Origin of the sequence: Shinella sp. NM-101 (assembly GCF_021401195.1) — a bacterium.
Taxonomy (GTDB): Bacteria; Pseudomonadota; Alphaproteobacteria; order Rhizobiales; family Rhizobiaceae; genus Shinella.
Map to the genome: position 1 here is coordinate 385,502 of NZ_JACBFT010000004.1, position 24,147 is coordinate 409,648.

Consider the following 24,147-nt stretch of genomic DNA (forward strand, 5'->3'; position numbering starts at 1 on the left):
TCTAGTCCTTTGGCCGGTCGTCTTTGTCGAGAATGCTCTTCTTGGCGCGGTTGAAGCGCTTCCGGTTGCCGGGCCACAGCGCGTAGATCAGGACGCCCGCGGCCATCGCGATGAGGTAGAAAAGGCCCCAGCTCTTGGCGAAGGCGACGACGGTGTTGTGATCGGCTTCCATTCCTATTCCTCCTTTGCCGCGGTTTCCTGGTGGGCGGCCGCCGTGAGCTGGCCGACGATCTGGAGATAGGCGACGAGCGCGTCCATCTCCGTCAGCAGGCCCGGATTGCCGTCGAAGGCGCGCACGTTCGTCTTCTCGCCGTAGCGCTCGCCGACGCCGGCGGCCTCGTTGCCGTCCGGGTTCGCCTGGCCGCGGGCGTCCGCGGTGGCGTTCGCGATCATCTCGTTCGTATAGGGCACCCCGACGGCGCGCTGGGCGGCAAGGTGCTCGCCGAGATCGTCGATCCTCAGCGCATTGGTCTTCAGCCAGCCGTAGCGCGGCATCACCGATTCCGGCACCACGTCGCGCGGGTTCATCAGGTGGGCGACGTGCCAGGCGTCGGAATACTTGCCGCCGAGGCGGGCAAGGTCCGGCCCGGTGCGCTTGGAGCCCCAGAGCATCGGGTGGTCGTATTTCGATTCCACGGCGAGCGAATAGGGGCCGTAGCGCTCCACCTCGTCGCGCAGCGTGCGGATCATCTGCGAATGACAGGCGTAACAGCCCTCGCGGATGTAGATGTTGCGGCCGGCCAGCTCCAGCGGCGTGTAGAGCCGCATGTCCGGCGCGTCCTCCACCGTTTCGTGGATGGTGAAGAGCGGGGCGATCTCGACGAGGCCGCCGATGGAGGCGACGCCGACGATGGCGAGCACGAAGCCGATGGCGTTGCGCTCGATCCTGCGGTGGAAGAATTCCTTCATGGTCATTCTCCCGCCGGTGCGAGGACGGGAACGTCGCCGCCCGCCCCGGCCTTCACCGCATGGCGCGCCATGCGGATCGTCATGCCGACATTGATGCAGCAGACCACCGCGCCGGTGAGGAACAGCAGGCCGCCGAAGGCGCGGGCGATATAGTAGGGATGCATGGCGACCAGGCTGTCGATGAAGGAATAGGCGAGCGTGCCGCTGTCATTGTAGGTGCGCCACATCAGGCCCTGGATGATGCCCGAATTCCACATGGCGAAGACGTAGACGACGGTGCCGGCCAGCGCGAGCCAGAAGTGGACCTCGATCAGCCTCGGCGAATACATGCGCTCCGTCTTCCACATCCACGGCACGAGGGCGTAGAGCGAGCCGAAGGTGATCATCGCCACCCAGCCGAGCGCGCCGGCATGGACATGGCCGACGGTCCAGTCGGTATAGTGCGAGAGCGAGTTGACGGCGCGGATCGCCATGAACGAGCCCTCGAAGGTCGAGAGGCCGTAGAAGACGGCGGCGACCATCATGAAGCGCAGCGTCGCGTCGTCGCGCACCTTGTGCCAGGCGCCGTTGAGCGTGGCGAGCGCGTTGCCGGCAGACGCCCAGGAGGGCACCAGCAGCACGATGGAGAAGGTCATGCCGAGCGTCTGCACCCATTGCGGCAGGGCGGTGTAGTGCAGGTGGTGCGCGCCCGCCCACATATACATGAAGGTGATTCCCCAGAAGCTGATGATGGAGAGCCGGTAGGAGAAGATCGGCCGCTCCGCGCGCTTCGGCAGGTAGTAGTACATCATGCCGAGGAAGCCGGAGGTCAGGAAGAAGGCGACGGCGTTGTGGCCGTACCACCATTGCGTCATGGCGTCCTGCACGCCGGAAAACAGCGAATAGCTTTTCGCATGACCGAAGGAGACCGGCACGGCGAGGTTGTTGACGATGTGCAGCACCGCCACGACCAGGATGAAGGCCATGTAGTACCAGTTCGCCACGTAGATATGCGGCTCCTTGCGGCGCTGGAGCGTGCGGATGTAGATCAGGAAATAGACGACCCAGACGATGACCAGCCAGATGTCGGCATACCATTCCGGCTCGGCATATTCCTTGGACTGGGTGAGGCCCATCAGGTAGCCGGTCGCGGCGACAAGACAGAAGAGATTGTAGCCGATCAGCACGAACCACGGGCTGAACTGGTCGGGCAGCCGCGCGCGACAGGTGCGCTGGAGGACGTGGAACGAAGTGGCGATCAGCGCATTGCCGCCGAAGCCGAAGATGACGCCGGATGTGTGCACCGGCCGCAGCCGCCCGAAGCTCGCCCAGGCCGAATCCACGAAGGTCAGCTCCGGCCAGGCCAAGAGCGCGGCCACCCAGACACCGACGAACATGCCGGCGACCGCCCAGGCGAGCGACAGGATGATGCCGACCCGCGTCGGGTCGTCGTAATATTCCGAAAGCCGGCTTTCCGGCGGCTCGGGGGAGAAGAGGACGGACAGGACCGCAAAGCCGAGGGCGAGGCTGAAGGCGAGCACGATATAGCCGTGCACGGCGAGCGGATCGCCCTGGCCGGCCACCGCCATGGCGAGCCCCACCAGCGCCAGCGCGCCGAGCACGAAGAGCGCGGCATGGCGCTCCGAAACCGTCAATCCGGATAGCATTGCCGTTCCCCTTCCTCTCACGCCGCCGTGGCGTCGATGCCGAGCAGCGGACCGAGCGCCGCCCGGTTCCGCACGATGTCGGCCAGTGTGTATTTGTCGAGCACGGCCAGGAAGGCGCCGAGCGCCTCGTGCAGCATGCCCTTGAGCCGGCAGGACGGCGAGATCGCGCAGGGCCGACCCCCGGCCTGCATGCATTCGGCGAGCGAGAATTCCTCTTCCGTCGCCCTGACGAGGGCGCCGACGGCGATCTCCTGCGGGGGCCTTGCAAGCCGGATACCGCCGGCGCGGCCACGCGTGGTCTCGACGAGGCCGAGGTCGCGCAGGGTCTGCGCCACCTTCAGGAGGTGGTTGCGCGAAAGCTTGTAGGCTTCCGCCACGTCGTTGACCGTACAGGCCCCGTCCGGGCGCGTCGCCACGTAGATCAGCATGCGCAGGGCATAGTCGGTGTGAAGCGTCATCCGCATCTGCAATTCCCCGGGCCTCGCGGGCCGCGCGATGATGTGATAAGAAGTATTCCCTATGCCACTTTTAGCGCAAGGATTCCTGTCGTGAAAGTGCAATAGCGTCGCAGGCTGCATGAGCCCGTTGGCGTGAATAGTCGCATCCGTGGGGGGGACCTAAAATATTAGTCAAGTTGTAATTTAGAGTATCTTTAATATATCGAAACGGATTTCATGTTTTTGCTGTGCATACCGTTATATTTGAGTGAACATAACGACAATCGACGCGATGTTGTTCGATTCATGAGTCTAAAAGTATAGTTTATTCTACTTTATTTTCGGTTTTGCGATGCTAGTATCTTCCCGGTGATTTGTCGTCGAAGGAAGAAAGCCTTGTCCGAATTCCAGGCAGAACAAGCGCCTTCGCAGGTGCCCGGATCGTCCCGCCGCCGGGAGTTGATCACCTTCCTCGTGCTGGCCTTCGGCATCTGGCCCGTCGTGGCCGTGGGGGTCGTGGGGGGCTACGGCTTCCTCGTCTGGATGTTCCAGATCCTCTACGGGCCGCCCGGCCCGCCCGGCCATTGAGGGCGCGGCGATGCAGCACGAAGCCCTGTCGAGACGCGATTTCCTGAGAGGCGGGCGCAGCGAGACCGTCCGCATCCGCCCGCCCGGCATCGCCGAGGAGGCGCTTGCCGCCTGCACCGGCTGCGGCCGGTGCGTGGAGCACTGTCCGGCGGGCATCGTCAGCCTTGCCGGCGGCGTGCCGGCGCTCGATTTCTCCCTCGGCGAATGCACCTTCTGCGGCGCCTGCGCCGAGCACTGTCCCGAGCCGGTCTTCACCGGCGTCCCGGCGGCCCGCTTCGACCACGTCGTTTCCGTCGCCGCCGCCTGCCTGCCGTTCCACCGCGTCGATTGCCAGGCCTGCCGGGACGCCTGTCCCACGGGCGCGATCCGCTTCCGCCCGGTGCGCGGCGGCCCGTTCGTGCCGGAGCTGGACGCGGCGGCCTGCACGGGGTGCGGCGCCTGCATCGCGGTCTGTCCCGTCGGCGCGGTCGAGGCCGCGCCGCGCGCCATGGAGGCCGCCCATGCCTGAGGCGCGGCGCCATCACATTTCAAGCGCGGTGATCGCCGCAGGGCCCGGCTGTCTCGACGGCGTGCTCGCCGCCCTCGGCGGCTTCGACAATGTCGAGGTGCACGGCGTTGGCAAGGGCAAGATCGTCATCGTCATCGAGGGGCCGTCGACCGGCGTGCTCGGGGATACGCTGATGCGCATCTCCCTTCTCGACGGCGTGATCGCCGCAAATATGGTTTTCGAACATGTCGATATGGAAGAGGACGAGGCTGATGGGCAGCGAACTGACGCGGCGTGACATCCTGAAGGCGCAGGCGGCGGGCGTCGCGGCGGCAGCGGCGGGCATTGCGCTGCCCGCTGCCGCCCAGCCCGTGCCGGGCGGGGTGAGCGCGCTGGAGATCAAGTGGGACAAGGCGCCCTGCCGCTTCTGCGGCACCGGCTGCGGCGTCATGGTTGGCGTCAAGGAAGGCAAGGTCGTCGCCACGCACGGCGACATGCAGGCCGAGGTCAACCGCGGCCTCAACTGCATCAAGGGCTACTTCCTGTCGAAGATCATGTACGGCGCCGACCGCCTGACGACGCCGCTGCTGCGCAAGCGGGATGGCGCCTATGCCAAGGACGGCGAGTTCGAGCCCGTGACCTGGGAGGAGGCCTTCGACGTGATGGCCCAGCAGGCCAAGAAGGTGCTGAAGGAGAAGGGGCCTACCGCGGTCGGCATGTTCGGCTCCGGCCAGTGGACGATCTTCGAGGGCTATGCGGCCACCAAGCTGATGCGCGCCGGCTTCCGCTCCAACAATCTCGATCCCAATGCCCGCCACTGCATGGCGTCCGCCGCCGTCGCCTTCATGCGCACCTTCGGCATGGACGAGCCGATGGGCTGCTACGACGATTTCGAGCATGCCGACGCCTTCGTGCTGTGGGGCTCGAACATGGCGGAGATGCATCCGATCCTGTGGACGCGCATCGCCGACCGGCGGCTCGGCAACGAGCATGTGCGCGTGGCGGTGCTGTCGACCTTCACCCACCGCAGCATGGATCTCGCCGACATCCCGATGATCTTCAAGCCGGGCACGGACCTCGTCATCCTCAACTACATCGCCAACCACATCATCCAGTCCGGCCGGGTGAACGAGGACTTCGTGAAGAACCACACGAAGTTCGTGCGCGGCGTCACCGACATCGGCTATGGCCTGAGGCCCGACAATCCGGTCGAGGTGAACGCGGCCAATTCCGCCGATCCCGGCAAGACGGAACCGATGGACTACGAGGCCTTCAAGGCCTTCGTGTCCGAATACACGCTGGAAAAGGCCGTGGAGATGACCGGCGTCGAGGCCGGCTTCCTCAAGCAGCTCGCCGAGCTCTATGCCGACCCGGACCGCAAGGTCATGTCGCTCTGGACCATGGGCTTCAACCAGCATGTGCGCGGCGTCTGGGCGAACCAGATGGTCTATAACCTGCATCTCCTGACCGGCAAGATTTCCGAGCCCGGCAACAGCCCGTTCTCGCTGACCGGCCAGCCTTCGGCCTGCGGCACGGCGCGCGAGGTCGGCACCTTCGCCCACCGCCTGCCGGCCGACATGGTGGTGACGAACCCCGAGCACCGCAAGCATGCCGAGGAGATCTGGCGCATCCCGCACGGCATCATCCCGGAAAAGCCCGGCTACCACGCGGTCCAGCAGGACCGGATGCTCAAGGACGGCAAGCTGAATTTCTACTGGGTGCAGGTCAACAACAACGTCCAGGCCGGCCCGAACACCGCGAACGAGACCTACCAGGGCTACCGCAACCCGGAGAACTTCATCGTCGTCTCGGACGCCTATCCGACGATCACGGCGATGAGCGCCGACCTCGTCCTGCCCGCCGCCATGTGGGTGGAGAAGGAGGGGGCCTACGGCAATGCCGAGCGGCGCACCCATGTCTGGCACCAGCTCGTGCAGGCGCCGGGCGAGGCGCGCTCCGACCTCTGGCAGCTCGTCGAGTTCTCCAAGCGCTTCACCACGGAGGAGGTCTGGCCGGCCGAGATCCTCGCGGCCAATCCCGACTACAGGGGCAAGACGCTCTACCAGGTGCTGTTCGCCGAGAGCGACGTGGCGAAATTCCCGCTCGACGAGGTCAAGGCCGACCATGCCAACAACGAGGCGCAGGCCTTCGGCTTCTACATCCAGAAGGGCCTGTTCGAGGAATATGCCGCCTTCGGCCGCGGCCACGGCCACGACCTTGCGCCCTACGACACCTATCACGAGGTGCGCGGCCTGCGCTGGCCGGTGGTCGACGGCAAGGAAACGCTCTGGCGCTACCGCGAGGGATACGATCCCTATGTGAAGCCCGGCGAGGGGGTGAAGTTCTACGGCAACAAGGACGGCAAGGCGGCGATCATCGCCGTGCCCTACGAGCCGCCGGCCGAATCCCCGGACGACGAATACGACACCTGGCTCGTCACCGGCCGCGTGCTGGAGCACTGGCATTCCGGCTCGATGACCATGCGCGTGCCCGAGCTCTACAAGGCCTTCCCGGGCGCGCGCTGCTTCATGAATGCGGACGATGCGCGCAAGCGCGGCCTCAACCAGGGCTCGGAAATCCGCATCGTCTCGCGGCGCGGCGAGATCCGCTCGCGCGTCGAGACCCGCGGTCGCAACCGCATGCCGCCGGGCGTGATCTTCGTGCCCTGGTTCGATGCCAGCCAGCTCATCAACAAGGTCACGCTCGACGCCACCGACCCCATCTCGAAACAGACGGATTTCAAGAAATGCGCAGTCAAGATCGAACCCGTCGCCTGACCCCTTCCCCGAGGTGGGTTTTCGCCGCCATCGGCGCGGCCGTCATCGCCACGAGCGCCATGGCGCAGATGGTGCCCGCGCTTTCCGGTCCTGACGGCGACAAGATGCAGACCCTTCCGGCCGATCCGCTGCCGAAATGGGTCATCGACGACGTCAGGCGCATGCGTGCCTATCCCGAGCAGCCGCCGATCATCCCCCATTCGATCGATGGCTACCAGCTTTCGGTCAATGCCAACCGGTGCCTGTCCTGCCACAAGCGGGAGTTCTCGCAGGATGCCGGCGCGCCGATGATCAGCGTCACCCACTACATGACGCGCGAGGGGCAGATGCTCGCCGACGTCTCGCCGCGCCGCTACTTCTGCACCGCCTGCCATGTGCCGCAGGCCGATCACAAACCGCTCGTCGGCAACACGTTCAAGGACATGAGCGAGCTCGGCGTCACCGGCGCGGGAAGCGAATGATGATGGCGCGCATCAAGGCAATCCTTCTGTGGGTCTGGACCGTGCTGACGACGCCGGCGGCGACCCTCAGCCTCGCCTTCCTGACGCTCGGCGGCTTCGTCGGCGGCGTGATGTTCTGGGGCGCGTTCAACACCGCGCTGGAGCTGACCAACACCGAGAAGTTCTGCACCTCGTGCCACGAGATGCGGGACAACGTCTACCAGGAGCTGACCAACACGGTGCACTTCACCAACCGCTCGGGCGTGCGGGCCTCCTGTCCCGATTGCCATGTGCCGCATGAATGGACCGACAAGATCGCCCGCAAGATGCAGGCCTCGAAGGAAGTCTGGGGCAAGATCTTCGGCACGATCAACACGCGCGAGAAGTTCCTCGATCACCGGCTGGAGCTGGCCAAGCACGAATGGGCGCGCCTCAAGGCGAACGACAGCCTGGAATGCCGCAACTGCCATTCCTCCGTCGCCATGGACTTCACCAAGCAGACCCAGCGCGCCGCCGACATCCACTCGAAATATCTCCTGACCGGCAGGGCGACCTGCATCGACTGCCACAAGGGCATCGCCCACGAGCTGCCCAACATGGACGGCGTCGATCCCGGCTGGAAGATGCCGAAGGAGCTGGAAGGCCAGGAGCTTCCCGCCGCTTCCAACGACGCCATCGGCGACCTGCGCAAGGCCGTCGCCAGCGCGCATGGCGCGCTCACCTTCTGAGGCGTTCCGCAATCGGCCGACGCGAGAAGGCCGGCGTTCCCGCGAGTTTTTCCGGGAGCGCCGGCCCGCCATGCCGCGGCCTTCGCCGCATGCGGGGAATGACGCGATATCATTCCTTCAGGCTATGAATACCATTTCATATATCTATTTGCGAAATGCATGGCCTTGCCGACATAGTTCGCCGCGGAGGGTTGCGCAGGCCCTTCGCCAACGAAGGGGAACGATCATGTTGAAGACCATCCTGTCCTATGCCGTGGCCGCCGGCCTTGCCTTCTCGGCGGTCGCGATGCCGCTTTCCGCCAGCGCGGACGACCTGGAGACCATCAAGGCCGCCGGCGAGTTCAAGTTCGCCAACAGCGGGGCCTATCCGCCCTTCAGCTTCGTCGACGACAGGAACGAGGTCGTCGGCTTCGACGTCGACATCGGCAACGAGATCGCAAGGCGCCTCGGCGTGAAGGGCACTGGCGTCAGCACCGCTTGGGACGGCATCATCGCCGGCCTGCTCGCCGGCAAGTACGATTCCGTCATCGGCAGCATGACCATCACCCCGGAGCGCGAGAAGGCGGTCGATTTCGTCGGTCCCTACTACAAGTCGGGCCGCGGCGTCTTCGTGGCCGAGGGCTCCGGCATCACGTCCATCGACGACCTCAAGGACAAGACGATCGGCGTCACCCTCGGCGAGACCCACGAGAAATGGGCGCGCGAGCGCGGCGGCTGGGAAATCCGCACCTACAAGGGCCTGCCGGAACTCTTCCTCGAGCTGAAGGCCGGCCGCATCCAGGCGATGATCGTCGACGCCGTCCCCGTCTCGATCGCCGTCAAGGACACCGGCGAGAAGGTCGTGAAGCTCGACGTGCCGGAATTCGCGGGCACCGAGGACAAGATCGGCATCGCCGTGCGCAAGGGCAATCCGGAGCTGAAGGCCGCCATGCAGAAGGCGCTGGACGACATGATGGCCGACGGCACCTACGAGGCCATCGCCATGAAGTGGGTCGGCGCGGACATCCGCTGATCCCGCCCGTCTCTCCAGGGATAATCCGGCCGGGTGCGCGTTCGCACCGGCCGGCCGCCTGACCGATCGCCGAGGAACAGGGAATGGACATCGCTCTCATCGGCCGCATTCTGCCCGTCTTCGTCCAGGCGGCCTGGACGACCGTCGAACTGTCGCTGCTGTCGCTGGCCCTCGGCCTTGCCGTCGGGGCGCTCGTCGCGGGGCTTCGCCTGTCGCATGCGGCGGTGCTGCGCTTCGTCGGCGGGGCCTATGTCAGCGTCTTCCGCGGCACGCCGGCGCTCCTCCAGATCTTCCTCATCTATTTCGGCGGGCCGCAGGTCGGCATCCAGCTCGAGCCCTTCGCGGCGGGCGCCATCGCGCTCGGCCTCAACATCGCGGCCTACATGGCCGAATCGATCCGCGGCGGCGTTCTGTCCGTCGATCGCGGGCAGATGGAGGCGGCCCGTTCGCTCGGCTTCGGCGAGGGCCAGTCCATGCGCTGGATCGTGCTGCCGCAGGCCGCCAGGCTGATGATCCGCCCGCTCGGCGTCAATGCCGTGGCGCTGGTCAAGGGCACGGCGCTCGTCGCCACCATCTCCGTCGTCGAGCTGACCTATACGGCCCAGCGCTTCATCGGCTCCACCTACAAGCCCTTCGAGATCTTCGCGGTGACGGCGGTGCTCTACATGATCATGGTCTATGGCCTCACGCTGGTCATCGACCGGCTCGACCGCGCCTATGCGGAGGAAGCGTAAGCCATGCAGGGACTGGATTTCTCCATCGTGCCGGAATACTGGCCGCTGATCGGCAAGGGCCTCTGGTGGACCGTCGTCATCTCCGCCGCCTCTGCCGTCCTCAGCATCGTCGCCGGCATCGGCTTTGCCCTTGTCGTGCTCTATGCCCCGCCGGTGCTGCGCTATCCCGTGCGCCTCTTCATGTGGCTCTTCATGGGAACGCCGCTGCTGCTGCAGCTCTTCCTCATCTATTTCGGCCTCGTGCAGGTCGGCATCGACATTCCGGCGGTCTGGTCCGGCATCATCGGCCTCAGCCTGCATTTTGCGGTCTACAATGCGGATATCTTCCGCGCCGGCATCGCCGCGCTCGACGGCGGCCAGACGGAAGCGGCGCGCTCGCTCGGCTTCGGCGCCTGGCAGACGCGCGTCTACATCGTCGTGCCGCAGGCGCTGCGCAACACGGTGCCGGCCATCGGCAACATGATGATCGCGCTCCTCAAGGAATCCTCCATCGTCTCGATGATCGGCATCGCCGAACTGGTGCACAGCGCCCAGCTCGTCATCAGCGAGACCTACCGGCCCTTCGAATTCTACCTGACGGCGGCCGCGCTTTATTACATCCTCAACCTCGTCCTCGAAGCGGTCCTCAGGGGGATCGAACGGAAAGTGGAGCTTTCGCGATGAACGATGTCCGTCCGATGATCGAGGTGCGCGGCGCGCGCAAGTTCTTCGGCCCGCTGGAGGTGCTGAAGGGCATCGATTTCAGCGTGGCGCGCGGCCAGATCGTCGCCGTGATCGGCCCGAGCGGTTCGGGCAAGAGCACGCTGCTGCGCTCGATCAACCATCTGGAAACGCTCGACGGCGGCGAGGTGTGGCTGGACGGCGTGCAGGTCAACCAGACGCTCGACCGCCGCGCCTTCGAAAAGCACATCAACCGCGTGCGCCAGCAGATGGGCATGGTGTTCCAGCACTTCAATCTCTTCCCGCACCTGAGCGTGGCCGAGAACATCTCCATCGCGCCGGTCAGGCTGAAGGGCATGGGCAGGGCGCAGGCCCGCGCGCTCGCCCTGGAGATGCTCGACAAGGTGGGCCTTGCCGACAAGATCGACGCCTTCCCGGCCCGGCTTTCCGGCGGCCAGAAGCAGCGCGTCGCCATCGCGAGGGCGCTCGCCATGCAGCCGAAGGTCATGCTGTTCGACGAGGCGACCTCGGCGCTCGATCCCGAGCTGGTGGACGAGGTGAACCTCGTCATGAAGCAGCTTGCGAGCGAGCACATGACCATGGTGATCGTCACCCACGAGATGCGCTTTGCCGCCGAGGTCGCCGACCGGGTGATCTTCATGGCGGACGGCGCGGTCGTCGAGGAGGGGCGGCCGGACGCGCTCTTCCGCAACCCGGCGCAGGAGCGCACCCGCAGCTTCCTCAGGAAGTTCCTCAACGGCTAGACCCGTCGCCCGGCCGTCGAAACCCGCCACTCTCCTTCATGGACCCGTCATGAGCCAGCAACCGACACCAGCGGGCGAACGCCCGGCATCTCATCTCTTCTACCAGTCCCGCCTGCGCCGGCCGCTCGCCGACCGCGCGGAGGGCATCTACATCTGGGACGAGCACGGCCGCAGGGTCATCGACGGGTCGAGCGGCGCGATGGTCGTCAATATCGGCCATTCCAACCGCAACGTGCTCGACGCCATGAAGCGGCAGATGGACAAGGCGACCTTCGCCTATCGCCTGCATTTCGAGAACCAGCCGGCCGAGGACCTCGCGCGCCGGCTGGCCGGCCACATGCCCGAGGGGCTCGACCGGGTGTTCTTCGTGTCCGGCGGGTCGGAGGCGGTGGAATCCTGCCTCAAGCTCGCCCGGCAATGGGCGCTCGCCACCGACCAGCCGGAGCGCTGGAAGGCGATCTCGCGCTTTCCCTCCTATCACGGCTCGACGCTCGGCGCCCTTGCCGTCACCGGCTACGACGCATTGAAGAAACCCTTCCTGCCGATGCTGCGCGACATGCCGCACATCAAGGCGCCCACCGCCTATCTCGACCGCGACAATCTCTCGCTGGAAGAGCGCGGCGTGCGCTATGCCGACATGCTGGAGGAGAAGATCCTGGAGGAGGGGCCGCAGAGCGTGCTCGCCTTCATCATGGAGCCCATAGGCGGCGCCTCCACCGGCGCGCTCGTCGCGCCCGACAGCTACTATCCGCGCATCCGCGAGATCTGCGACAGGTACGGCATCCTGCTCATCCACGACGAGGTGATGAGCGGGGCGGGCCGCACCGGGCGCTATCTCGGCGGCGACCACTGGAACTGCCGGCCGGACATCGTCGCGCTCTCCAAGGGGCTCGGCGCCGGCTATTGCCCGCTCGGCGCGATGATCGCCCATTCGCGGCTGGTGCGGCCCGTGCTCGACCGCGGCGGCTTCGCCCACGGCTACACCTATGCCGGCAACCCGCTCGCCTGCGCGGCGGGGCTTGCCGTGCTCGACGAGATCGAGCGGCTCGACCTGCTCGGCAACGCCGCGCGCATCGGCGAGGCCATGAAGGCCGAGCTGGAGGGGCTTGCGGAGCGCTATCCCTTCATCGGCGACGTGCGCGGCAAGGGCCTGCTGCTGGCCGCCGAGTTCGTCTCGGACCGGCAGACCATGGCGCCGCTGCCGAAGGCGCTCGACGCCTACCAGCGCGTCGTCGACATCGCCTACGAGCGCGGCCTGATCATCTATTCGCGCCGCACGCGCGGCGGCGTCGAGGGCGACCATTTCCTCGTCTGCCCGCCGATGATCACGACGCAGGAGCAGGTCGGCGAGATCGTGGCGATCCTCGACGCCACGCTCGCCCAGCTTGCCGGCGAGCTTTCGCTGCCGGTGCTAGGGTAGGAGCGGGCCATGAAGCCGAACAAGGTCATCATCACCTGCGCGGTCACCGGCTCGGTGCACACGCCCTCCATGTCGCCGCACCTGCCCTACCGGCCCGAGCACATCGCCGCCGAGGCGATCGCGGCGGCGGCGGCCGGGGCCTCGATCCTCCACCTTCACGCCCGCGATCCCGAGGACGGCCGGCCGACGGCCGATCCCGCCGTCTTCATGCGCTTCCTGCCGGTCATCAAGCAGGCGAGCGACGCGGTGATCAACATCACGACAGGCGGCTCCTCCGTCATGACGCTGGAGGAGCGGCTCGCCGCCGCGCTCGCCGCCGAGCCGGAAATGTGCTCGCTCAACATGGGCTCGATGAATTTCGGCCTCTACCCGATGCTCGAGAGGCCGCGCGACTGGCAGCATGCCTGGGAGCCGCAACTGCTGGCAGCGACCCGCGGCACGATCTTCCGCAACACCTTCGCCGACATCGAGGCCATCCTGAAACGCCTCGGCGAGGGCTGCGGCACGCGCTTCGAGTTCGAGTGCTATGATGTCGGGCATCTCTATACGCTCGCCCATTTCCGCGACCGCGGCCTCGTTTCCGGCACGCCCTTCATGCAGTTCGTCTTCGGCGTGCTCGGCGGCATCGGGGCGGATCCGGAAAACCTGGTGCACATGAAGCGCATCGCCGACAGGCTGTTCGGCGACGACTACCGCTTCTCCGTGCTTGCCGCCGGACGCCGGCAGATGCCGATGATCACCATGGCGGCGACGATGGGCGGCAGCGTGCGCGTCGGGCTGGAGGACAGCCTCTACGACGGCCGGGACCTGGCGACGTCCAATGCCGACCAGGTGCGCCGCATCCGCGCGATCCTCGAAGGCCTCTCGCTCGACGTCGCGACACCGGACGAGGCGCGTGCCATGCTGGGCCTCAAGGGCGGCGACCGCGTCGCATTCTGAAAGGGAGAGCCATGCAGGACGATATCCGCATCCGCCCGGCGGCAAAGGACGATGCCGCCGCCATCCATGCCGCGCTGAAGGCGCTGGCGGCGGGCATGGGGGCGGAGGGCAAGTTCGTCTCGACGGTCGACGACGTCGGCCGGCACGGTTTCGGCGCGGCGGCGGCCTTCGAGGTGCTGATCGCCGAGGCGGGCGGCGCGTTCGCCGGCCTCTGCCTGACGTTCCCGAGCTTTTCCACCTGGATGGGCGCGCCGGGCATCTACGTGCAGGACCTCTTCGTCGCCGACGCCTTCCGCGCCCGGCGGATCGGCGAACGGCTGCTGCAGGCGGCGGCGCGGCGCGGCCGGGCAAGCGGCGCGCGCTACCTGCGGCTGTCCGTCGACGTGGAGAACGTCAGGGCGCAGGCCTTCTACGAGCGGCTCGGCATCCGCCATTCCCGCGACGAGCAGATCCACATGATCAAGGGCGCGGCGTTCGATGCCTTCGCCGGTGAGGGGGAACCATGAAGACCTTTTTTGCGGAAGAACAGAAGCGGCATAATCCAAGCTTCTTCCTGTCGAGCGGCGCGCCGCAGCCGAACCCGGAGCAGCCGGAGCGCGTCGAGCGCCTCTTGTCCGGCGCGCGGGCGGCGGGGCTTTCGATCGAGCGGCCGGCGGATCACGGCCTCGGCCCGGTCTCGGCCGTGCACACGCCGGAATATATCGACTTCCTCGGCCGCATCCACGAGCGCTGGCAGCGCATCGAGGGCGCCTCGGCCGAGGTGATCCCGAACATCCATCCCATCGCCCGCACCGGCAGCTACCCGGCCTCGGCGGTCGGCCAGGCCGGCTACCACATGGCCGATACCTCCTGCCCGATCTCCGAGCATACCTGGGAAAGCGCCCGGTGGAGCGCCTCGACCGCCGTCTCGGCCGCCGAGGCCGTCATGGCCGGCGAGCCCTGGGCCTATGCGCTCTGCCGCCCGCCGGGCCATCACGCGTTCCGGGACGTGGCGGGCGGCTTCTGCTTCTTCAACAATTCCGGCATCGCCGCGCAGCACCTTTTGAAACAGGCGCGTCGCGTCGCCATCCTCGACGTCGACCTGCATCACGGCAACGGCACGCAGGGCATGTTCTACGAGCGCGCCGACGTGCTGACCGTCTCCATCCATGCCGATCCGGTGCGTTTCTACCCTTTCTTCTGGGGCCATGCGGACGAGCGCGGCGAAGGCCCCGGCCTTGGCTACAATCTCAACCTGCCGCTGGCGCGCAAGTCCGGCGACGCCGCCTATCTCGACGCGCTTGCGGCGGCGATCCGCCGGGTGGAGGCCTTCTCGCCGGATGCGCTGGTCGTTGCGCTCGGGCTCGACGCCTTCGAGAAGGACCCGTTCGGCGGCCTTTCCGTCTCGACGCCGGGCTTCGCCCGCATCGCCGAGGCGGTGGGCGCGCTGCGCCTGCCGACGGTGATCGTGCAGGAGGGCGGCTATCTCTGCGACGAACTCGGCGACAACCTGACGTCCTTCCTCGCGGGCTTCGGCTCGCGGGCCGGCTGAGCCTCGGGGTAGGTGCGTTGTTCGAAGGGTATCGCGGCGATCGCCCGGCGCAGTTCGGCAAGCAGGATCGCCTCCGCCCGCCCGCGGCGGGCCGCGCCGTCATGGACGAGATGCACGTCGACGACGGGCGCGCCCTCGTAGGGCGGCAGGCGCCAGAGGCGGCCGGCGCGCACGTCCTCCTCCACGACATGTACCGGCAGCGGCCCGAAGCCGAAGCCGGCGATGATGAGGCGCTTGACCTCCTCCAGATGCGAGGAGGTGCCGACGGTCTGGCCCTCGAATCCTTCCTGCTGGCGCAGCAGCGCGACCGGCCACAGCGCGCCGGACATCTGGTCCGTCTTGAAGGAGACGTAGGGCTCGTGGCGCAGCGCCGCCAGCGGCAGGTCCGGCACGCCGAACAGCGGATGGCGCGCGCCGCAGAAATAGCCGAAGCTCTCCCGGTAGAGCACCTCGTAGTCGAGCTTGGGATGCCGCTCCTGCACCAGGCAGACGCCGAAGCCGGCATCCCGGTTGAGGACGGCCGCCGCCACGTCCTGGCTCGCCATGACCGCCATGGAGAGCGTGACCTGCGGAAAGGCGCGATGGAAGCGCGCCAGCACCTCGTCGAAGAACGGGCAGACGACGTGGCTGGCAAGCGCGATCTCGATATGGCCGGTGAGGTCGCCGGGCTGCTCCTCCATGTGCTCCGGCAGGCCGGAAACGATCTCGAACAGCGCGACGCATTCGCTGAACAGCCGCTGGCCGGCCGGCGTGACGGAAAAATGCGAGGCGTTGCGCTCCACGAGGCGGCAGCCCATGTGGGTTTCCAGCCGCTTCAGCGCATTGCTGACGGTCGGCTGCTTGAGCGAGAGCTTGTCGCCCGCCGCCGTCAGGCCGCGCTCCTGCACGATCACCATGAAGGTCCGCAGGAGGTTCCAGTCGATTTCCCAGACGAACCGCCGTCTCTGCCGCGCCATGCGCATCATTCCCCAAATTCATGCTTCGGCCGGCGACTATTGCATGAGGCCATCGGCCGTTAAAGGAGGTTCCGCATGCCGCTTCTCACCTTCCAGGGCGTCGTCTATCCCGCGCAGTGCGATGCGATGGGGCACATGAACGTGCAGTTCTACATCGCCGCCTTCGACCAGTCGCTCTGGCATCTCATGGCCGCCGCCGGCTATTCGGCGGCCTGGATCGCCGAACGGCAGGAGGGCTGGGCCGACCGCCGCTACGAGATCGACTTCCGCCGCGAGCTGCCGGTCGGCAGCCTGTTCGAGATCCGCAGCGCCGTGGTGAAGGCCGGGCGCACGTCGCTTTCCACCCGGCACGTCCTGACCGACAGGGCGGACGGCGCCCTCTGCGCCGAACTTTTCGCTGTCTCCGTCTATTTCGACCTGGCGCGCCGGCAAGCGCTCGCCCTGCCCGATGCCGTCAGGAGCGGGGCGCTGGCGCTCGCGGAAAGCAGAGCGGGCTTGCAAAGCGCAAATCCGAAAGGGTACTGATCGGAATCGGCGGGCAGGGGATGGCTTGTCCGGCATTGCATTGCGCAGACCCGAAGGTGGACAGCATGGAAATTCTGACGGCAGCCGGCCTGACGGCGCTCTTGCAGGTCATCGCGATCGACCTGGTGCTCGCGGGCGACAATGCGGTGGTCATCGGCCTCGCCGCGGCTGGCCTCGAGGCCTCGCAGCGCAAGAAGGCGATCCTCGTCGGCATCCTCGCCGCGACCGTGCTGCGCATCGCCTTCGCCACCGTCGCGGTGCATCTCCTCGCCATCATCGGGCTGCTGCTGGCCGGCGGCCTGCTGCTGCTCTGGGTGTGCTGGAAGATGTGGCGCGAGCTGCATGCCGGCCACGGCGACGAGGAAGGCCAGGCCCTCGAAGGCGCGCCGCGCAAGACCTTCTTCCAGGCCGCCACGCAGATCGTCGTCGCCGACGTCTCGATGTCGCTCGACAACGTGCTGGCCGTCGCCGGCGCGGCGCGCGAGCATCCGAGCGTCCTCATCGTCGGCCTTGCGCTATCGATCGCGCTGATGGGCATTGCCGCCAACTTCATCGCCCGCCTGCTCAACAAGCATCGCTGGATCGCCTATATCGGCCTTGCGATCATCCTCTATGTCGCGCTCGACATGATCTATCGCGGCGCGATGGAAGTGATGCCCTACCTCCCGGCGACCTGACGGGGCGATTCACCCGTCAACCGGGTGCGGCGGCCGGCAGGGACGAAAAGCGGGACTGGCGCCCAAGGGGGCTGTTTTTGCCACCAGTATTATGATTGTATTTGAAAAATGGCCTCCGCGCGCTCGGCGCCCGGGCTGAAGGACAATCGTGAAAACGGGGAACGTGAAATGAACAGGGAAAAGATCGACATGCGTATTCGCCCGCTGCTCGCCGGCGCGGCCTTCTCGCTGCTTCTCGTGTCGGGCGGCATGGCGCCCGCCTTCGCCGAGACGCCCGCCGACACGCTCGTCCAGGCCTGGGCCATCGACGACACGATCACGCTCGACCCGGCCGAATCCTTCGAGCTGACGCCGGCCGAATTCATCGGCAACGCCTATGACATGCTCGTGCGCCTCGACGTTGCGGACACGACCAAGGTCAAGGGCGGCGTCGCCGAGAGCTGGACCGTTTCGGACGACGGCCTGACCTATACGTTCAAGCTCAAGCCGGGCATCAAGTTCGCCTCCGGCAACCCGATCACCGCCGAGGACGTCGCCTGGTCCTTCGAGCGCGTCGTCAAGCTCGACAAGAGCCCCGCCTTCATCCTCACCCAGTTCGGCCTGACCGGCGACAACGTCGCGGAAAAGGCGAAGGCCGTGGACGAGGGCACCTTCGTCTTCACCGTCGACAAGCCCTATGCGCCGAGCTTCGTGCTGAACTGCCTCACCGCGACCGTCGGCGCCGTGCTCGACAAGAAGCTGGTGATGGAGCACGCCGAATCCACCACGCCGAACGACGAATACAAGTACGACACCGATTTCGGCTATGCCTGGATGAAGACGCACTATGCCGGCTCGGGTCCGTTCACGATCCGCGACTGGCGCGCCAACGAGATCGTCGTGCTCGAGCGCAACGACAACTATTATGGCGAGAAGGCCGCGCTCGCCCGCGTCATCTACCGCCATGTCAAGGAAAGCGCGACGCAGCGCCTGATGCTGGAAGCCGGCGACGTGGACGTCGCGCGCAACCTGGAGCCGGGCGACCTCGAGGCCGTTTCCGGCAAGGCGGACTTCACCACCGTCAGCGCGCCGAAGGGCACGGTCTACTATATCAGCCTCAACCAGAAGAACGAGACGCTGGCCAAGCCGGAGGTCCGCAAGGCCCTGAAATACCTCGTCGACTACGACGCCATCGGCGCGACCCTCATCAAGGGCATCGGCGAGATCCGCCAGACCTACCAGGCCAAGGGCGTGCTCGGCGCGCTCGATGCGAGCCCCTACACGTTCGACGTCGCCAAGGCCAAGGAGCTGCTCGAAAAGGCGGGCCTGAAGGACGGCTTCTCGGTCACCTTCGACGTGCGCAACACGCAGCCCGTGACGGGCATCGCCGAATCCTTCCAGCAGACCGCCGGCCAGGCCGGCGTCAAGGTGGAGATCATCCCCGGCGACGGCAAGCAGACGCTCACCAAGTACCGCGCCCGCAACCACGACATGTATATCGGCCAGTGGGGCATGGACTACTGGGATCCGAACTCGAACGCGGAAGCCTTCACCTCGAACCCCGACAACGGCGACGACGCCTCCGTCAAGACGCTCGCCTGGCGCAATGCCTGGGACATCCCGGAACTGACCGAACAGGCCAAGGCCGCCCTTCTGGAACGCGATTCCGACAAGCGCGCCGAGATGTACAAGAAGCTCCAGCAGGAAGCGCTGGACACCAGCCCCTTCGTGATGATCTTCCAGCAGATCGAGGTGGCGGGCGTTCGCGGCAAGGTCAAGGGCTACACGCTCGGCCCGAGCTTCGATTCCAACCCGCTCGCACCCGTCTCCAAGGGCGAGTGATCCAGGCCATGCGCCGGAAGGGCCAGTTCCTTGGGCATGAGTGAAACGGCAACGCCGGCAAGGCGCGCCAACCGGCGCGCCTATGCGAGGCTCAAATCGGTCGCCGGCTTCCTCGTGGTCGTCGCCACCACCTATCTCGGCCTGCTCGCCGTCACCTTCTTCATCGGCCGCGTCGTGCCGATCGATCCGGTGCTGGCGATCGTCGGCGACCGCGCGCCGGCGCGCGTCATCGAGCGGGTGCGGCTGGAGATGGGGCTGGACCTGCCCTATTACCAGCAGTTCTGGCTCTACTTGAAGGGCGTCCTGCAGGGTGATTTCGGCACCTCGGTGCTGACCACCAACCCCGTCATGACGGACATCCGCCGCGTCTTCCCGGCGACGATGGAGCTTGCCACGGTCGGCACCATCATCGGCGCGGCCATCGGCATTCCGCTCGGCGTGCTGGCCGCCGTCAAGCGCGGCAGCATCGCCGACCAGGTGGTGCGCATCGTTGGCCTCATCGGCTATTCGGTTCCGATCTTCTGGCTCGGGCTTCTCGCGCTCCTCGTCTTCTATGCCCGCCTCGGCTGGACCTCGGGGCCGGGCCGCATGGACGTGGTGTTCGAATATACCTTCACGCCCGTCACCGGCTTCTTCCTTGTCGACGCGATCTTCAACCGCGACTGGGCCGCCTTCCGCGACATCGTCTCGCATCTCGTGCTGCCGGCCTCGCTGCTCGGCTATTTCTCCATGGCCTATATCAGCCGCATGACCCGCTCCTTCATGCTCAACGAGCTCGGCCAGGAATATATCGTCGCGGCGCGGGCCAAGGGCCTGTCGGAGACCCGCATCATCTGGGGCCATGCGCTGCGCAACGCGGCCGTGCCGCTCGTCACGGTCATCGCGCTCTCCTATGCCGGCCTTCTCGAAGGCTCGGTGCTGACGGAGACCGTCTTCGCCTGGCCGGGCCTCGGCCTCTACATCACCAATTCGCTGCAGAACGCCGACATGAACGCGGTGCTCGGCGGCACCATCGTCATCGGTTCCGTCTTCATCGCCATCAACCTTCTGTCCGACGTGCTCTACCGCATGCTCGATCCACGAACGAGGACCCGATGAGCGACGCCGCCATGACCCGCCGCGAATGGCTCCTGACCGACCGGCCGCAATCGCGCCTCCAGGCAAGGCTCGGCCGCGCCTATGTCGCCTGGCGGCGCTTCACCGCCAACCGGCTCGCCGTGTTCGGCCTGGTGATCATCCTCGGCCTCGTCTTCCTCGCGATCTTCGCGCCGCTCATCGCGCCGCATTCGCCCTATGTCGGCGACCTCGCCAAGGCGCGCCTCATGACGCCGGGGCCGGGCCACTGGCTCGGCACGGACGACCAGGGCCGCGACATCCTCTCGCGCCTCATCTACGGCTCGCGCCTCACGCTCCAGGTCGTGCTGCTGGTGGCGGTCATCGCCGCGCCGCTCGGCCTTCTGGTCGGCACCGTCGCGGGCTATGCCGGCGGCTGGGTGGACGCGGTGCTGATGCGCATCACCGACATCTTCCTCGCCTTTCCCAAGCTCGTGCTGGCGCTCGCCTTCGTCGCCGCGCTCGGCCCCGGCATCGGCAACGCCATCATCGCCATCGCCATCACCTCCTGGCCGCCCTATGCGCGCATCGCGCGCGCCGAGACGCTGACGGTGCGCAATTCGGACTATATCCTCGCCGTCCAGCTCATGGGCGCCTCGCCCTGGCGCATCGTGCTGCGCCATATCATGCCGCTCTGCATCTCCTCGCTCATCGTGCGCGTGACGCTCGACATGGCGGGCATCATCCTCACCGCCGCCGGCCTCGGCTTCCTCGGCCTCGGCGCGCAGCCGCCGCTGCCCGAATGGGGCGCGATGATCGCCTCCGGCCGCCGCTTCATCCTCGACCAGTGGTGGGTCGCCGCCATGCCGGGCTTTGCCATCCTCATCGTCAGCCTCGGCTTCAACCTGCTCGGCGACGGCCTGCGCGACGCGCTCGACCCCAGGGGGAGCGGCCAGTGAGCGCGCTTCTGAACGTCGAGGATCTCAGCGTCTTCTTCCCGACGCGCACCGGCGTCGTGGAGGCCGTGCGTGGCGTTTCCTTCACGCTCGGCCGCGAGCGGCTCGGCATCGTCGGCGAGAGCGGCTCCGGCAAGTCGCAGACCGGCCGCGCCATCATGGGACTGACCGCCGAGCACGGCGTCATCGCGGCGAAGCGCCTCGAATTCAACGGCATCGACCTTCTCAAGGCGTCGAAGGCCGAGCGGCGGGCGCTGCGCGGCAGGCGCATCGCCATGATCCTGCAGGACCCGAAATATTCGCTGAACCCGGTCATGACCATCGGCCGCCAGATCGTCGAGACGCTGCGCACGCACGAGCCGGTCGGCCGGGCGGAGGCGAGAAAGCGCGCGCTCGACATGCTCGCCGCCGTGCAGATCCGCGATCCCGAGCGCGTCTTCGGCCTCTATCCGCACGAGGTCTCAGGCGGCATGGGCCAGCGCGCGATGATCGCCATGATGCTCGTCGCCGGCCCGGAACTGCTGATCGCCGACGAGCCCACCTCGGCGCTGGACGTGACGGTGCAGCTCGACGTGCTCGACATCCTCAACCGGCTGGTCGCCGAGCGCGGCATGGGGCTGATCTTCATCTCGCACGACCTGCGCCTCGTCTCCTCCTTCTGCGACCGCGTCATCGTCATGTATGCCGGCCGCATCGTCGAGGAGCTGCCGGCCGAAAGGCTCTCCGAGGCGCAGCATCCCTATACGCGCGGCCTGCTCAACTGCATGCCGCAGATCGGCGCCGACCGGCACCCGCTGCCGGTGCTCGACCGCAAGCCGGAGTGGCGGACATGACGCCGGCCCTCGCCATCAACGGCCTCGGCGTCGTCTATGACGACTTCACGGCGCTCGACGATGTCAGCCTCTCGGTCGCGCCGGGCGAATCCTACGGTCTCGTCGGCGAATCCGGCTCCGGCAAGTCGACGCTGCTGCGCGCCGTCGCGGGCCTTGCGCCGGTTTCCGCCGGCACGATCGCGGTGGACGGCAAGCCGCTCGGCCAAAAGCGCGACAAGGCCTTCTACCGCAAGGTCCAGATGGTCTTCCAGGACCCCTACGGCTCGCTGCATCCACGCCAGACGGTGGACCGGCTGTTGCTGGAACCGCTCGCCATCCACGGCTTTGCCGATACGCAGGCCCGCATCGTGCGGGCGCTGGACGAGGTGGGGCTCGGCTCCGGCTTCCGCTTCCGCTATTCGCACCAGCTTTCCGGCGGCCAGCGCCAGCGCGTGGCGATCGCCCGCGCGCTGATCCTCGAACCTTCGATCTTGCTGCTCGACGAGCCGACCTCGGCGCTCGATGCCTCCGTGCAGGCGGAGGTGCTGAACCTGCTGGAGCAGATCCGCGCCGCCCGCAACCTCACCTTCGTCATGGTCAGCCACGACCTTGCCGTCGTCACCCATATGTGCGACCGGCTGATGGTGATGCAGGGCGGGCGCACGGTCGAGGAACTGACCGCCGCCGACCTTGCCGCCCGCAGGGTGAACGAGGATTATACGCGCGGCCTGCTTGCCGCCAGCGAAGGCTTCCGCCGCTCCGCCTGACCGCGAGGGGCTACCAGGGGCCGACCCTTGCCGAGAACTCGCTCGACTGCATGAGGGCGCGGGCGATGGTCTCGCGGCTCGCCACGCCGGCCTGAAGCTGCGCCACGTAGCCGTCGAGCCCGGCGCCGTCGGCCGGGCGCCCCAGCAGGAGCCGGTAGAGGAGGTCGACATAGTCGCGGTCGCTGGCAAGCGAGGCCGCGTGCTTTTCCCGGAACTCGTCCGAGGCCAGCATGCCGGCCACCATGTCGCTCGCGCCCGTCCCGCCCTCCAGCGCGCGGACCCAACCGTCGGCCTCGGCGCGGTCCACCATCCGGCCGAGCACGAGGCAGTAGCCGAGCGCCGCCTTGCGGAAGGTCGGTTCGGCGATGGCGGCGGTCCCGGCGACGTCGCAGGCCGGCGCGCTCGCCGCGGGCGCCAGGATCTGCCCGCGCACGGCCGCGAAGGCCGGCTTTGGCTCGCCGATCCGCCATCCCGCCGCGGCGCTCCCCTCCAGCGTCACCAGCCCCATATAGGCCTCGAAATCCGGCGCCCAGTAGGTCTCGTCGAGCAGTTCGTAGACATGCGCCTCCTCGATGCGGTAGCCGGCGGCAAGCTCCTGCAGCCGCTTCATCCAGCGCACCAGACCCTCCGCCTGCTCGCCGGCGTCCTTCTGGCTGCCGAGCGGGTGGTTGAACTCCGTCACAAAGATCGGCCGGCCATAGGCGGCAAGATGCTTGAAGGCCCATTCCGGGTCCTCGCCGTACATGTGCCAGACGGAGATGTCCCAGCGGATGCCGTCGGCGCGCATGCGCTCGAAGGCGCCGACATGGCCCCAGCCCGCCGTGCCCATCGCCTTGCGGATGGTCGGGTCGGCCTCGGTCATGCCGTCGGACAGGCCGCGCAGCACGGCGGCGACCTTCGCCCAGCGCGGCCCGTAGTAATCCAGCGCGCCGACGCCGCCGGCCGGCCCCCATTCGCAGGGGTAGACCGTGCCGTCGTCCCGCTTCTCGCAGGGCTGGATGATGGCGAAGTTCTCCAGCTCGTTGCCCAGTTCCCAGACGCGGATGTCGTCGCGGAAGCGCGTGCCGAGCGCTTTTGCCAGCGCCCGGGTCTTGTCGTAGAGCTCGCTCGCGCCCATCGCCTGAAGGTCGACGTCGGGCGTCAGGACCGGCAGGATGCGGATGCCGCGCGCCCGGGCGGCGGCGACGAGCTCCGCCAGCTTGTCCGCCGCGTCGAGCCGGGAGATGTCGACGCGGTAGGACTGCGCGCCGAGGCTGCCGACGAGGTCGAGCTGGTCGGCGAGGGGAATGCCGGGATAGGAATTGACGGGATGGCCGTTCACGCCCCAGGCGATCTCCGCCGATGCGGGGCGCAGGCCCGCCGCAAGGAGGAGCATGGCGGCGACGATCCGGATGCCCGCCTGAAACATCGCCTTCGGCTGGAATCCGTGCACGCTCGATCTCTCCGCTTTTTCCCGCATCCGGAAGGGAGGCTAGCATGTCGCCCGCCTGAGGCAAGGCCGCGCCGCG

General features: G+C 67.1%; 27 protein-coding genes. 21 read left to right on the forward strand and 6 right to left on the reverse strand.

What is annotated here, in order from left to right; translation table 11 throughout:
* Position 1: 1 nt before the first annotated feature.
* From L0976_RS11160 to L0976_RS11175, 4 genes are read right to left on the reverse strand one after another with little or no spacing between them, the layout of a single operon-like run.
* On the reverse strand, positions 2-172 hold the full coding sequence (locus tag L0976_RS11160) for a cbb3-type cytochrome c oxidase subunit 3 (protein WP_203320377.1): 171 nt from the start codon (positions 170-172) through the stop codon (positions 2-4).
* A gap of 2 nt (positions 173-174) precedes the next feature.
* Entirely contained in the window at positions 175-909 is a 735-nt protein-coding gene (gene ccoO / locus L0976_RS11165; protein WP_234187344.1) for a cytochrome-c oxidase, cbb3-type subunit II, read from the reverse strand.
* A gap of 2 nt (positions 910-911) precedes the next feature.
* Positions 912-2,555, reverse strand: coding sequence for a cytochrome-c oxidase, cbb3-type subunit I (ccoN, locus tag L0976_RS11170; RefSeq protein ID WP_234187345.1), 1,644 nt, complete (start codon positions 2,553-2,555; stop codon positions 912-914).
* 17 nt (positions 2,556-2,572) lie between these two features.
* Positions 2,573-3,019 (reverse strand): Rrf2 family transcriptional regulator, encoded by a 447-nt coding sequence (locus L0976_RS11175; protein WP_203320380.1) that lies wholly within the window; start codon positions 3,017-3,019, stop codon positions 2,573-2,575.
* Between the two features lie 405 nt (positions 3,020-3,424).
* Between L0976_RS11175 and napE the strand changes: the two genes are divergently transcribed.
* The 14 genes from napE (at position 3,425) to L0976_RS11245 (ending at position 15,072) form a co-directional block, all read left to right on the forward strand.
* Positions 3,425-3,580 carry a periplasmic nitrate reductase, NapE protein gene (napE, locus tag L0976_RS11180; RefSeq protein WP_370577115.1) on the forward strand — a complete coding sequence of 52 codons (156 nt, stop codon included), beginning with the start codon at positions 3,425-3,427 and terminating at the stop codon, positions 3,578-3,580.
* Between the two features lie 10 nt (positions 3,581-3,590).
* Positions 3,591-4,088, forward strand: coding sequence for a ferredoxin-type protein NapF (gene napF, locus L0976_RS11185; RefSeq protein WP_234187346.1), 498 nt, complete (start codon positions 3,591-3,593; stop codon positions 4,086-4,088).
* Positions 4,081-4,365, forward strand: a complete 285-nt coding sequence (locus tag L0976_RS11190; RefSeq protein WP_234187347.1) for a chaperone NapD — start codon at positions 4,081-4,083, stop codon at positions 4,363-4,365. Before napF ends, L0976_RS11190 begins: the two co-directional genes overlap by 8 nt.
* The gene (gene napA / locus L0976_RS11195) at positions 4,340-6,844 is read left to right on the forward strand and encodes a periplasmic nitrate reductase subunit alpha (protein WP_234187348.1); all 2,505 of its coding nucleotides are present in this window, start codon (positions 4,340-4,342) and stop codon (positions 6,842-6,844) included. The genes L0976_RS11190 and napA overlap by 26 nt, the downstream gene beginning before the upstream one ends.
* Positions 6,814-7,305, forward strand: a complete 492-nt coding sequence (locus L0976_RS11200; RefSeq protein WP_234187349.1) for a nitrate reductase cytochrome c-type subunit — start codon at positions 6,814-6,816, stop codon at positions 7,303-7,305. The genes napA and L0976_RS11200 overlap by 31 nt, the downstream gene beginning before the upstream one ends.
* 2 nt (positions 7,306-7,307) lie before the next feature.
* On the forward strand, positions 7,308-8,012 hold the full coding sequence (locus L0976_RS11205) for a cytochrome c3 family protein (RefSeq protein WP_234187392.1): 705 nt from the start codon (positions 7,308-7,310) through the stop codon (positions 8,010-8,012).
* Positions 8,013-8,238: 226 nt separating this feature from the next.
* Complete coding sequence (locus L0976_RS11210) at positions 8,239-9,024, forward strand: ABC transporter substrate-binding protein (protein WP_203320386.1); 786 nt, start codon at positions 8,239-8,241, stop codon at positions 9,022-9,024.
* A gap of 83 nt (positions 9,025-9,107) precedes the next feature.
* The gene (locus tag L0976_RS11215; protein ID WP_203320387.1) at positions 9,108-9,758 is read left to right on the forward strand and encodes an amino acid ABC transporter permease; all 651 of its coding nucleotides are present in this window, start codon (positions 9,108-9,110) and stop codon (positions 9,756-9,758) included.
* A 3-nt stretch (positions 9,759-9,761) separates the two neighbouring features.
* Positions 9,762-10,421: an amino acid ABC transporter permease gene (locus tag L0976_RS11220; protein WP_234187350.1), complete on the forward strand. Its 660-nt coding sequence runs from the start codon at positions 9,762-9,764 to the stop codon at positions 10,419-10,421.
* The gene (locus L0976_RS11225; RefSeq protein ID WP_304951715.1) at positions 10,418-11,182 is read left to right on the forward strand and encodes an amino acid ABC transporter ATP-binding protein; all 765 of its coding nucleotides are present in this window, start codon (positions 10,418-10,420) and stop codon (positions 11,180-11,182) included. Before L0976_RS11220 ends, L0976_RS11225 begins: the two co-directional genes overlap by 4 nt.
* 49 nt (positions 11,183-11,231) lie before the next feature.
* Positions 11,232-12,602, forward strand: a complete 1,371-nt coding sequence (locus L0976_RS11230; RefSeq protein ID WP_234187351.1) for an aspartate aminotransferase family protein — start codon at positions 11,232-11,234, stop codon at positions 12,600-12,602.
* Between the two features lie 9 nt (positions 12,603-12,611).
* Positions 12,612-13,541: a 3-keto-5-aminohexanoate cleavage protein gene (locus L0976_RS11235; RefSeq protein WP_234187352.1), complete on the forward strand. Its 930-nt coding sequence runs from the start codon at positions 12,612-12,614 to the stop codon at positions 13,539-13,541.
* Positions 13,542-13,552: 11 nt separating this feature from the next.
* Complete coding sequence (locus L0976_RS11240; protein WP_234187353.1) at positions 13,553-14,047, forward strand: GNAT family N-acetyltransferase; 495 nt, start codon at positions 13,553-13,555, stop codon at positions 14,045-14,047.
* Positions 14,044-15,072 carry a histone deacetylase family protein gene (locus L0976_RS11245; RefSeq protein ID WP_234187354.1) on the forward strand — a complete coding sequence of 343 codons (1,029 nt, stop codon included), beginning with the start codon at positions 14,044-14,046 and terminating at the stop codon, positions 15,070-15,072. The genes L0976_RS11240 and L0976_RS11245 overlap by 4 nt, the downstream gene beginning before the upstream one ends.
* Here the strand turns inward: L0976_RS11245 and L0976_RS11250 are convergent.
* Positions 15,003-16,028 carry a LysR family transcriptional regulator gene (locus L0976_RS11250; protein WP_203320393.1) on the reverse strand — a complete coding sequence of 342 codons (1,026 nt, stop codon included), beginning with the start codon at positions 16,026-16,028 and terminating at the stop codon, positions 15,003-15,005. The genes L0976_RS11245 and L0976_RS11250 overlap by 70 nt on opposite strands.
* Before the next feature lie 75 nt (positions 16,029-16,103).
* Between L0976_RS11250 and L0976_RS11255 the strand changes: the two genes are divergently transcribed.
* The 7 genes from L0976_RS11255 (at position 16,104) to L0976_RS11285 (ending at position 22,639) form a co-directional block, all read left to right on the forward strand.
* Entirely contained in the window at positions 16,104-16,553 is a 450-nt protein-coding gene (locus tag L0976_RS11255; RefSeq protein ID WP_203320394.1) for a thioesterase family protein, read from the forward strand.
* A gap of 65 nt (positions 16,554-16,618) precedes the next feature.
* On the forward strand, positions 16,619-17,230 hold the full coding sequence (locus tag L0976_RS11260; RefSeq protein ID WP_203320395.1) for a TerC family protein: 612 nt from the start codon (positions 16,619-16,621) through the stop codon (positions 17,228-17,230).
* A gap of 168 nt (positions 17,231-17,398) precedes the next feature.
* Entirely contained in the window at positions 17,399-19,051 is a 1,653-nt protein-coding gene (locus L0976_RS11265) for an ABC transporter substrate-binding protein (protein ID WP_234187355.1), read from the forward strand.
* Positions 19,052-19,087: 36 nt separating this feature from the next.
* Positions 19,088-20,149 (forward strand): ABC transporter permease, encoded by a 1,062-nt coding sequence (locus L0976_RS11270; protein ID WP_234187356.1) that lies wholly within the window; start codon positions 19,088-19,090, stop codon positions 20,147-20,149.
* Positions 20,146-21,063, forward strand: a complete 918-nt coding sequence (gene nikC / locus L0976_RS11275; protein ID WP_234187357.1) for a nickel transporter permease — start codon at positions 20,146-20,148, stop codon at positions 21,061-21,063. The genes L0976_RS11270 and nikC overlap by 4 nt, the downstream gene beginning before the upstream one ends.
* A complete protein-coding gene (locus L0976_RS11280; protein WP_234187358.1) occupies positions 21,060-21,893 on the forward strand; it encodes an ABC transporter ATP-binding protein in 834 nt (277 codons plus the stop codon). The genes nikC and L0976_RS11280 overlap by 4 nt, the downstream gene beginning before the upstream one ends.
* On the forward strand, positions 21,890-22,639 hold the full coding sequence (locus L0976_RS11285) for an ABC transporter ATP-binding protein (RefSeq protein WP_234187359.1): 750 nt from the start codon (positions 21,890-21,892) through the stop codon (positions 22,637-22,639). Before L0976_RS11280 ends, L0976_RS11285 begins: the two co-directional genes overlap by 4 nt.
* A 10-nt stretch (positions 22,640-22,649) precedes the next feature.
* Here L0976_RS11285 and L0976_RS11290 read toward each other — a convergent pair whose 3' ends face one another.
* The gene (locus tag L0976_RS11290; RefSeq protein ID WP_234187360.1) at positions 22,650-24,071 is read right to left on the reverse strand and encodes a DUF4214 domain-containing protein; all 1,422 of its coding nucleotides are present in this window, start codon (positions 24,069-24,071) and stop codon (positions 22,650-22,652) included.
* Between the last annotated feature and the right edge of the window lie 76 nt (positions 24,072-24,147).

Excerpts from the sequence above, each read along its gene's own strand:
- L0976_RS11160 (WP_203320377.1), bottom strand. The coding sequence starts at position 172 with ATGGAAGCCGATCACAACACCGTCGTCGCCTTCGCCAAGAGCTGGGGC.
- ccoO (WP_234187344.1), bottom strand. The coding sequence starts at position 909 with ATGAAGGAATTCTTCCACCGCAGGATCGAGCGCAACGCCATCGGCTTC.
- ccoN (WP_234187345.1), bottom strand. The coding sequence starts at position 2,555 with ATGCTATCCGGATTGACGGTTTCGGAGCGCCATGCCGCGCTCTTCGTG.
- L0976_RS11175 (WP_203320380.1), bottom strand. The coding sequence starts at position 3,019 with ATGCGGATGACGCTTCACACCGACTATGCCCTGCGCATGCTGATCTAC.
- napF (WP_234187346.1), top strand. The coding sequence starts at position 3,591 with ATGCAGCACGAAGCCCTGTCGAGACGCGATTTCCTGAGAGGCGGGCGC.
- L0976_RS11190 (WP_234187347.1), top strand. The coding sequence starts at position 4,081 with ATGCCTGAGGCGCGGCGCCATCACATTTCAAGCGCGGTGATCGCCGCA.
- napA (WP_234187348.1), top strand. The coding sequence starts at position 4,340 with ATGGGCAGCGAACTGACGCGGCGTGACATCCTGAAGGCGCAGGCGGCG.
- L0976_RS11200 (WP_234187349.1), top strand. The coding sequence starts at position 6,814 with ATGCGCAGTCAAGATCGAACCCGTCGCCTGACCCCTTCCCCGAGGTGG.
- L0976_RS11205 (WP_234187392.1), top strand. The coding sequence starts at position 7,308 with ATGGCGCGCATCAAGGCAATCCTTCTGTGGGTCTGGACCGTGCTGACG.
- L0976_RS11210 (WP_203320386.1), top strand. The coding sequence starts at position 8,239 with ATGTTGAAGACCATCCTGTCCTATGCCGTGGCCGCCGGCCTTGCCTTC.
- L0976_RS11215 (WP_203320387.1), top strand. The coding sequence starts at position 9,108 with ATGGACATCGCTCTCATCGGCCGCATTCTGCCCGTCTTCGTCCAGGCG.
- L0976_RS11220 (WP_234187350.1), top strand. The coding sequence starts at position 9,762 with ATGCAGGGACTGGATTTCTCCATCGTGCCGGAATACTGGCCGCTGATC.
- L0976_RS11225 (WP_304951715.1), top strand. The coding sequence starts at position 10,418 with ATGAACGATGTCCGTCCGATGATCGAGGTGCGCGGCGCGCGCAAGTTC.
- L0976_RS11230 (WP_234187351.1), top strand. The coding sequence starts at position 11,232 with ATGAGCCAGCAACCGACACCAGCGGGCGAACGCCCGGCATCTCATCTC.
- L0976_RS11235 (WP_234187352.1), top strand. The coding sequence starts at position 12,612 with ATGAAGCCGAACAAGGTCATCATCACCTGCGCGGTCACCGGCTCGGTG.
- L0976_RS11240 (WP_234187353.1), top strand. The coding sequence starts at position 13,553 with ATGCAGGACGATATCCGCATCCGCCCGGCGGCAAAGGACGATGCCGCC.
- L0976_RS11245 (WP_234187354.1), top strand. The coding sequence starts at position 14,044 with ATGAAGACCTTTTTTGCGGAAGAACAGAAGCGGCATAATCCAAGCTTC.
- L0976_RS11250 (WP_203320393.1), bottom strand. The coding sequence starts at position 16,028 with ATGGCGCGGCAGAGACGGCGGTTCGTCTGGGAAATCGACTGGAACCTC.
- L0976_RS11255 (WP_203320394.1), top strand. The coding sequence starts at position 16,104 with ATGCCGCTTCTCACCTTCCAGGGCGTCGTCTATCCCGCGCAGTGCGAT.
- L0976_RS11260 (WP_203320395.1), top strand. The coding sequence starts at position 16,619 with ATGGAAATTCTGACGGCAGCCGGCCTGACGGCGCTCTTGCAGGTCATC.
- L0976_RS11265 (WP_234187355.1), top strand. The coding sequence starts at position 17,399 with ATGAACAGGGAAAAGATCGACATGCGTATTCGCCCGCTGCTCGCCGGC.
- L0976_RS11270 (WP_234187356.1), top strand. The coding sequence starts at position 19,088 with ATGAGTGAAACGGCAACGCCGGCAAGGCGCGCCAACCGGCGCGCCTAT.
- nikC (WP_234187357.1), top strand. The coding sequence starts at position 20,146 with ATGAGCGACGCCGCCATGACCCGCCGCGAATGGCTCCTGACCGACCGG.
- L0976_RS11285 (WP_234187359.1), top strand. The coding sequence starts at position 21,890 with ATGACGCCGGCCCTCGCCATCAACGGCCTCGGCGTCGTCTATGACGAC.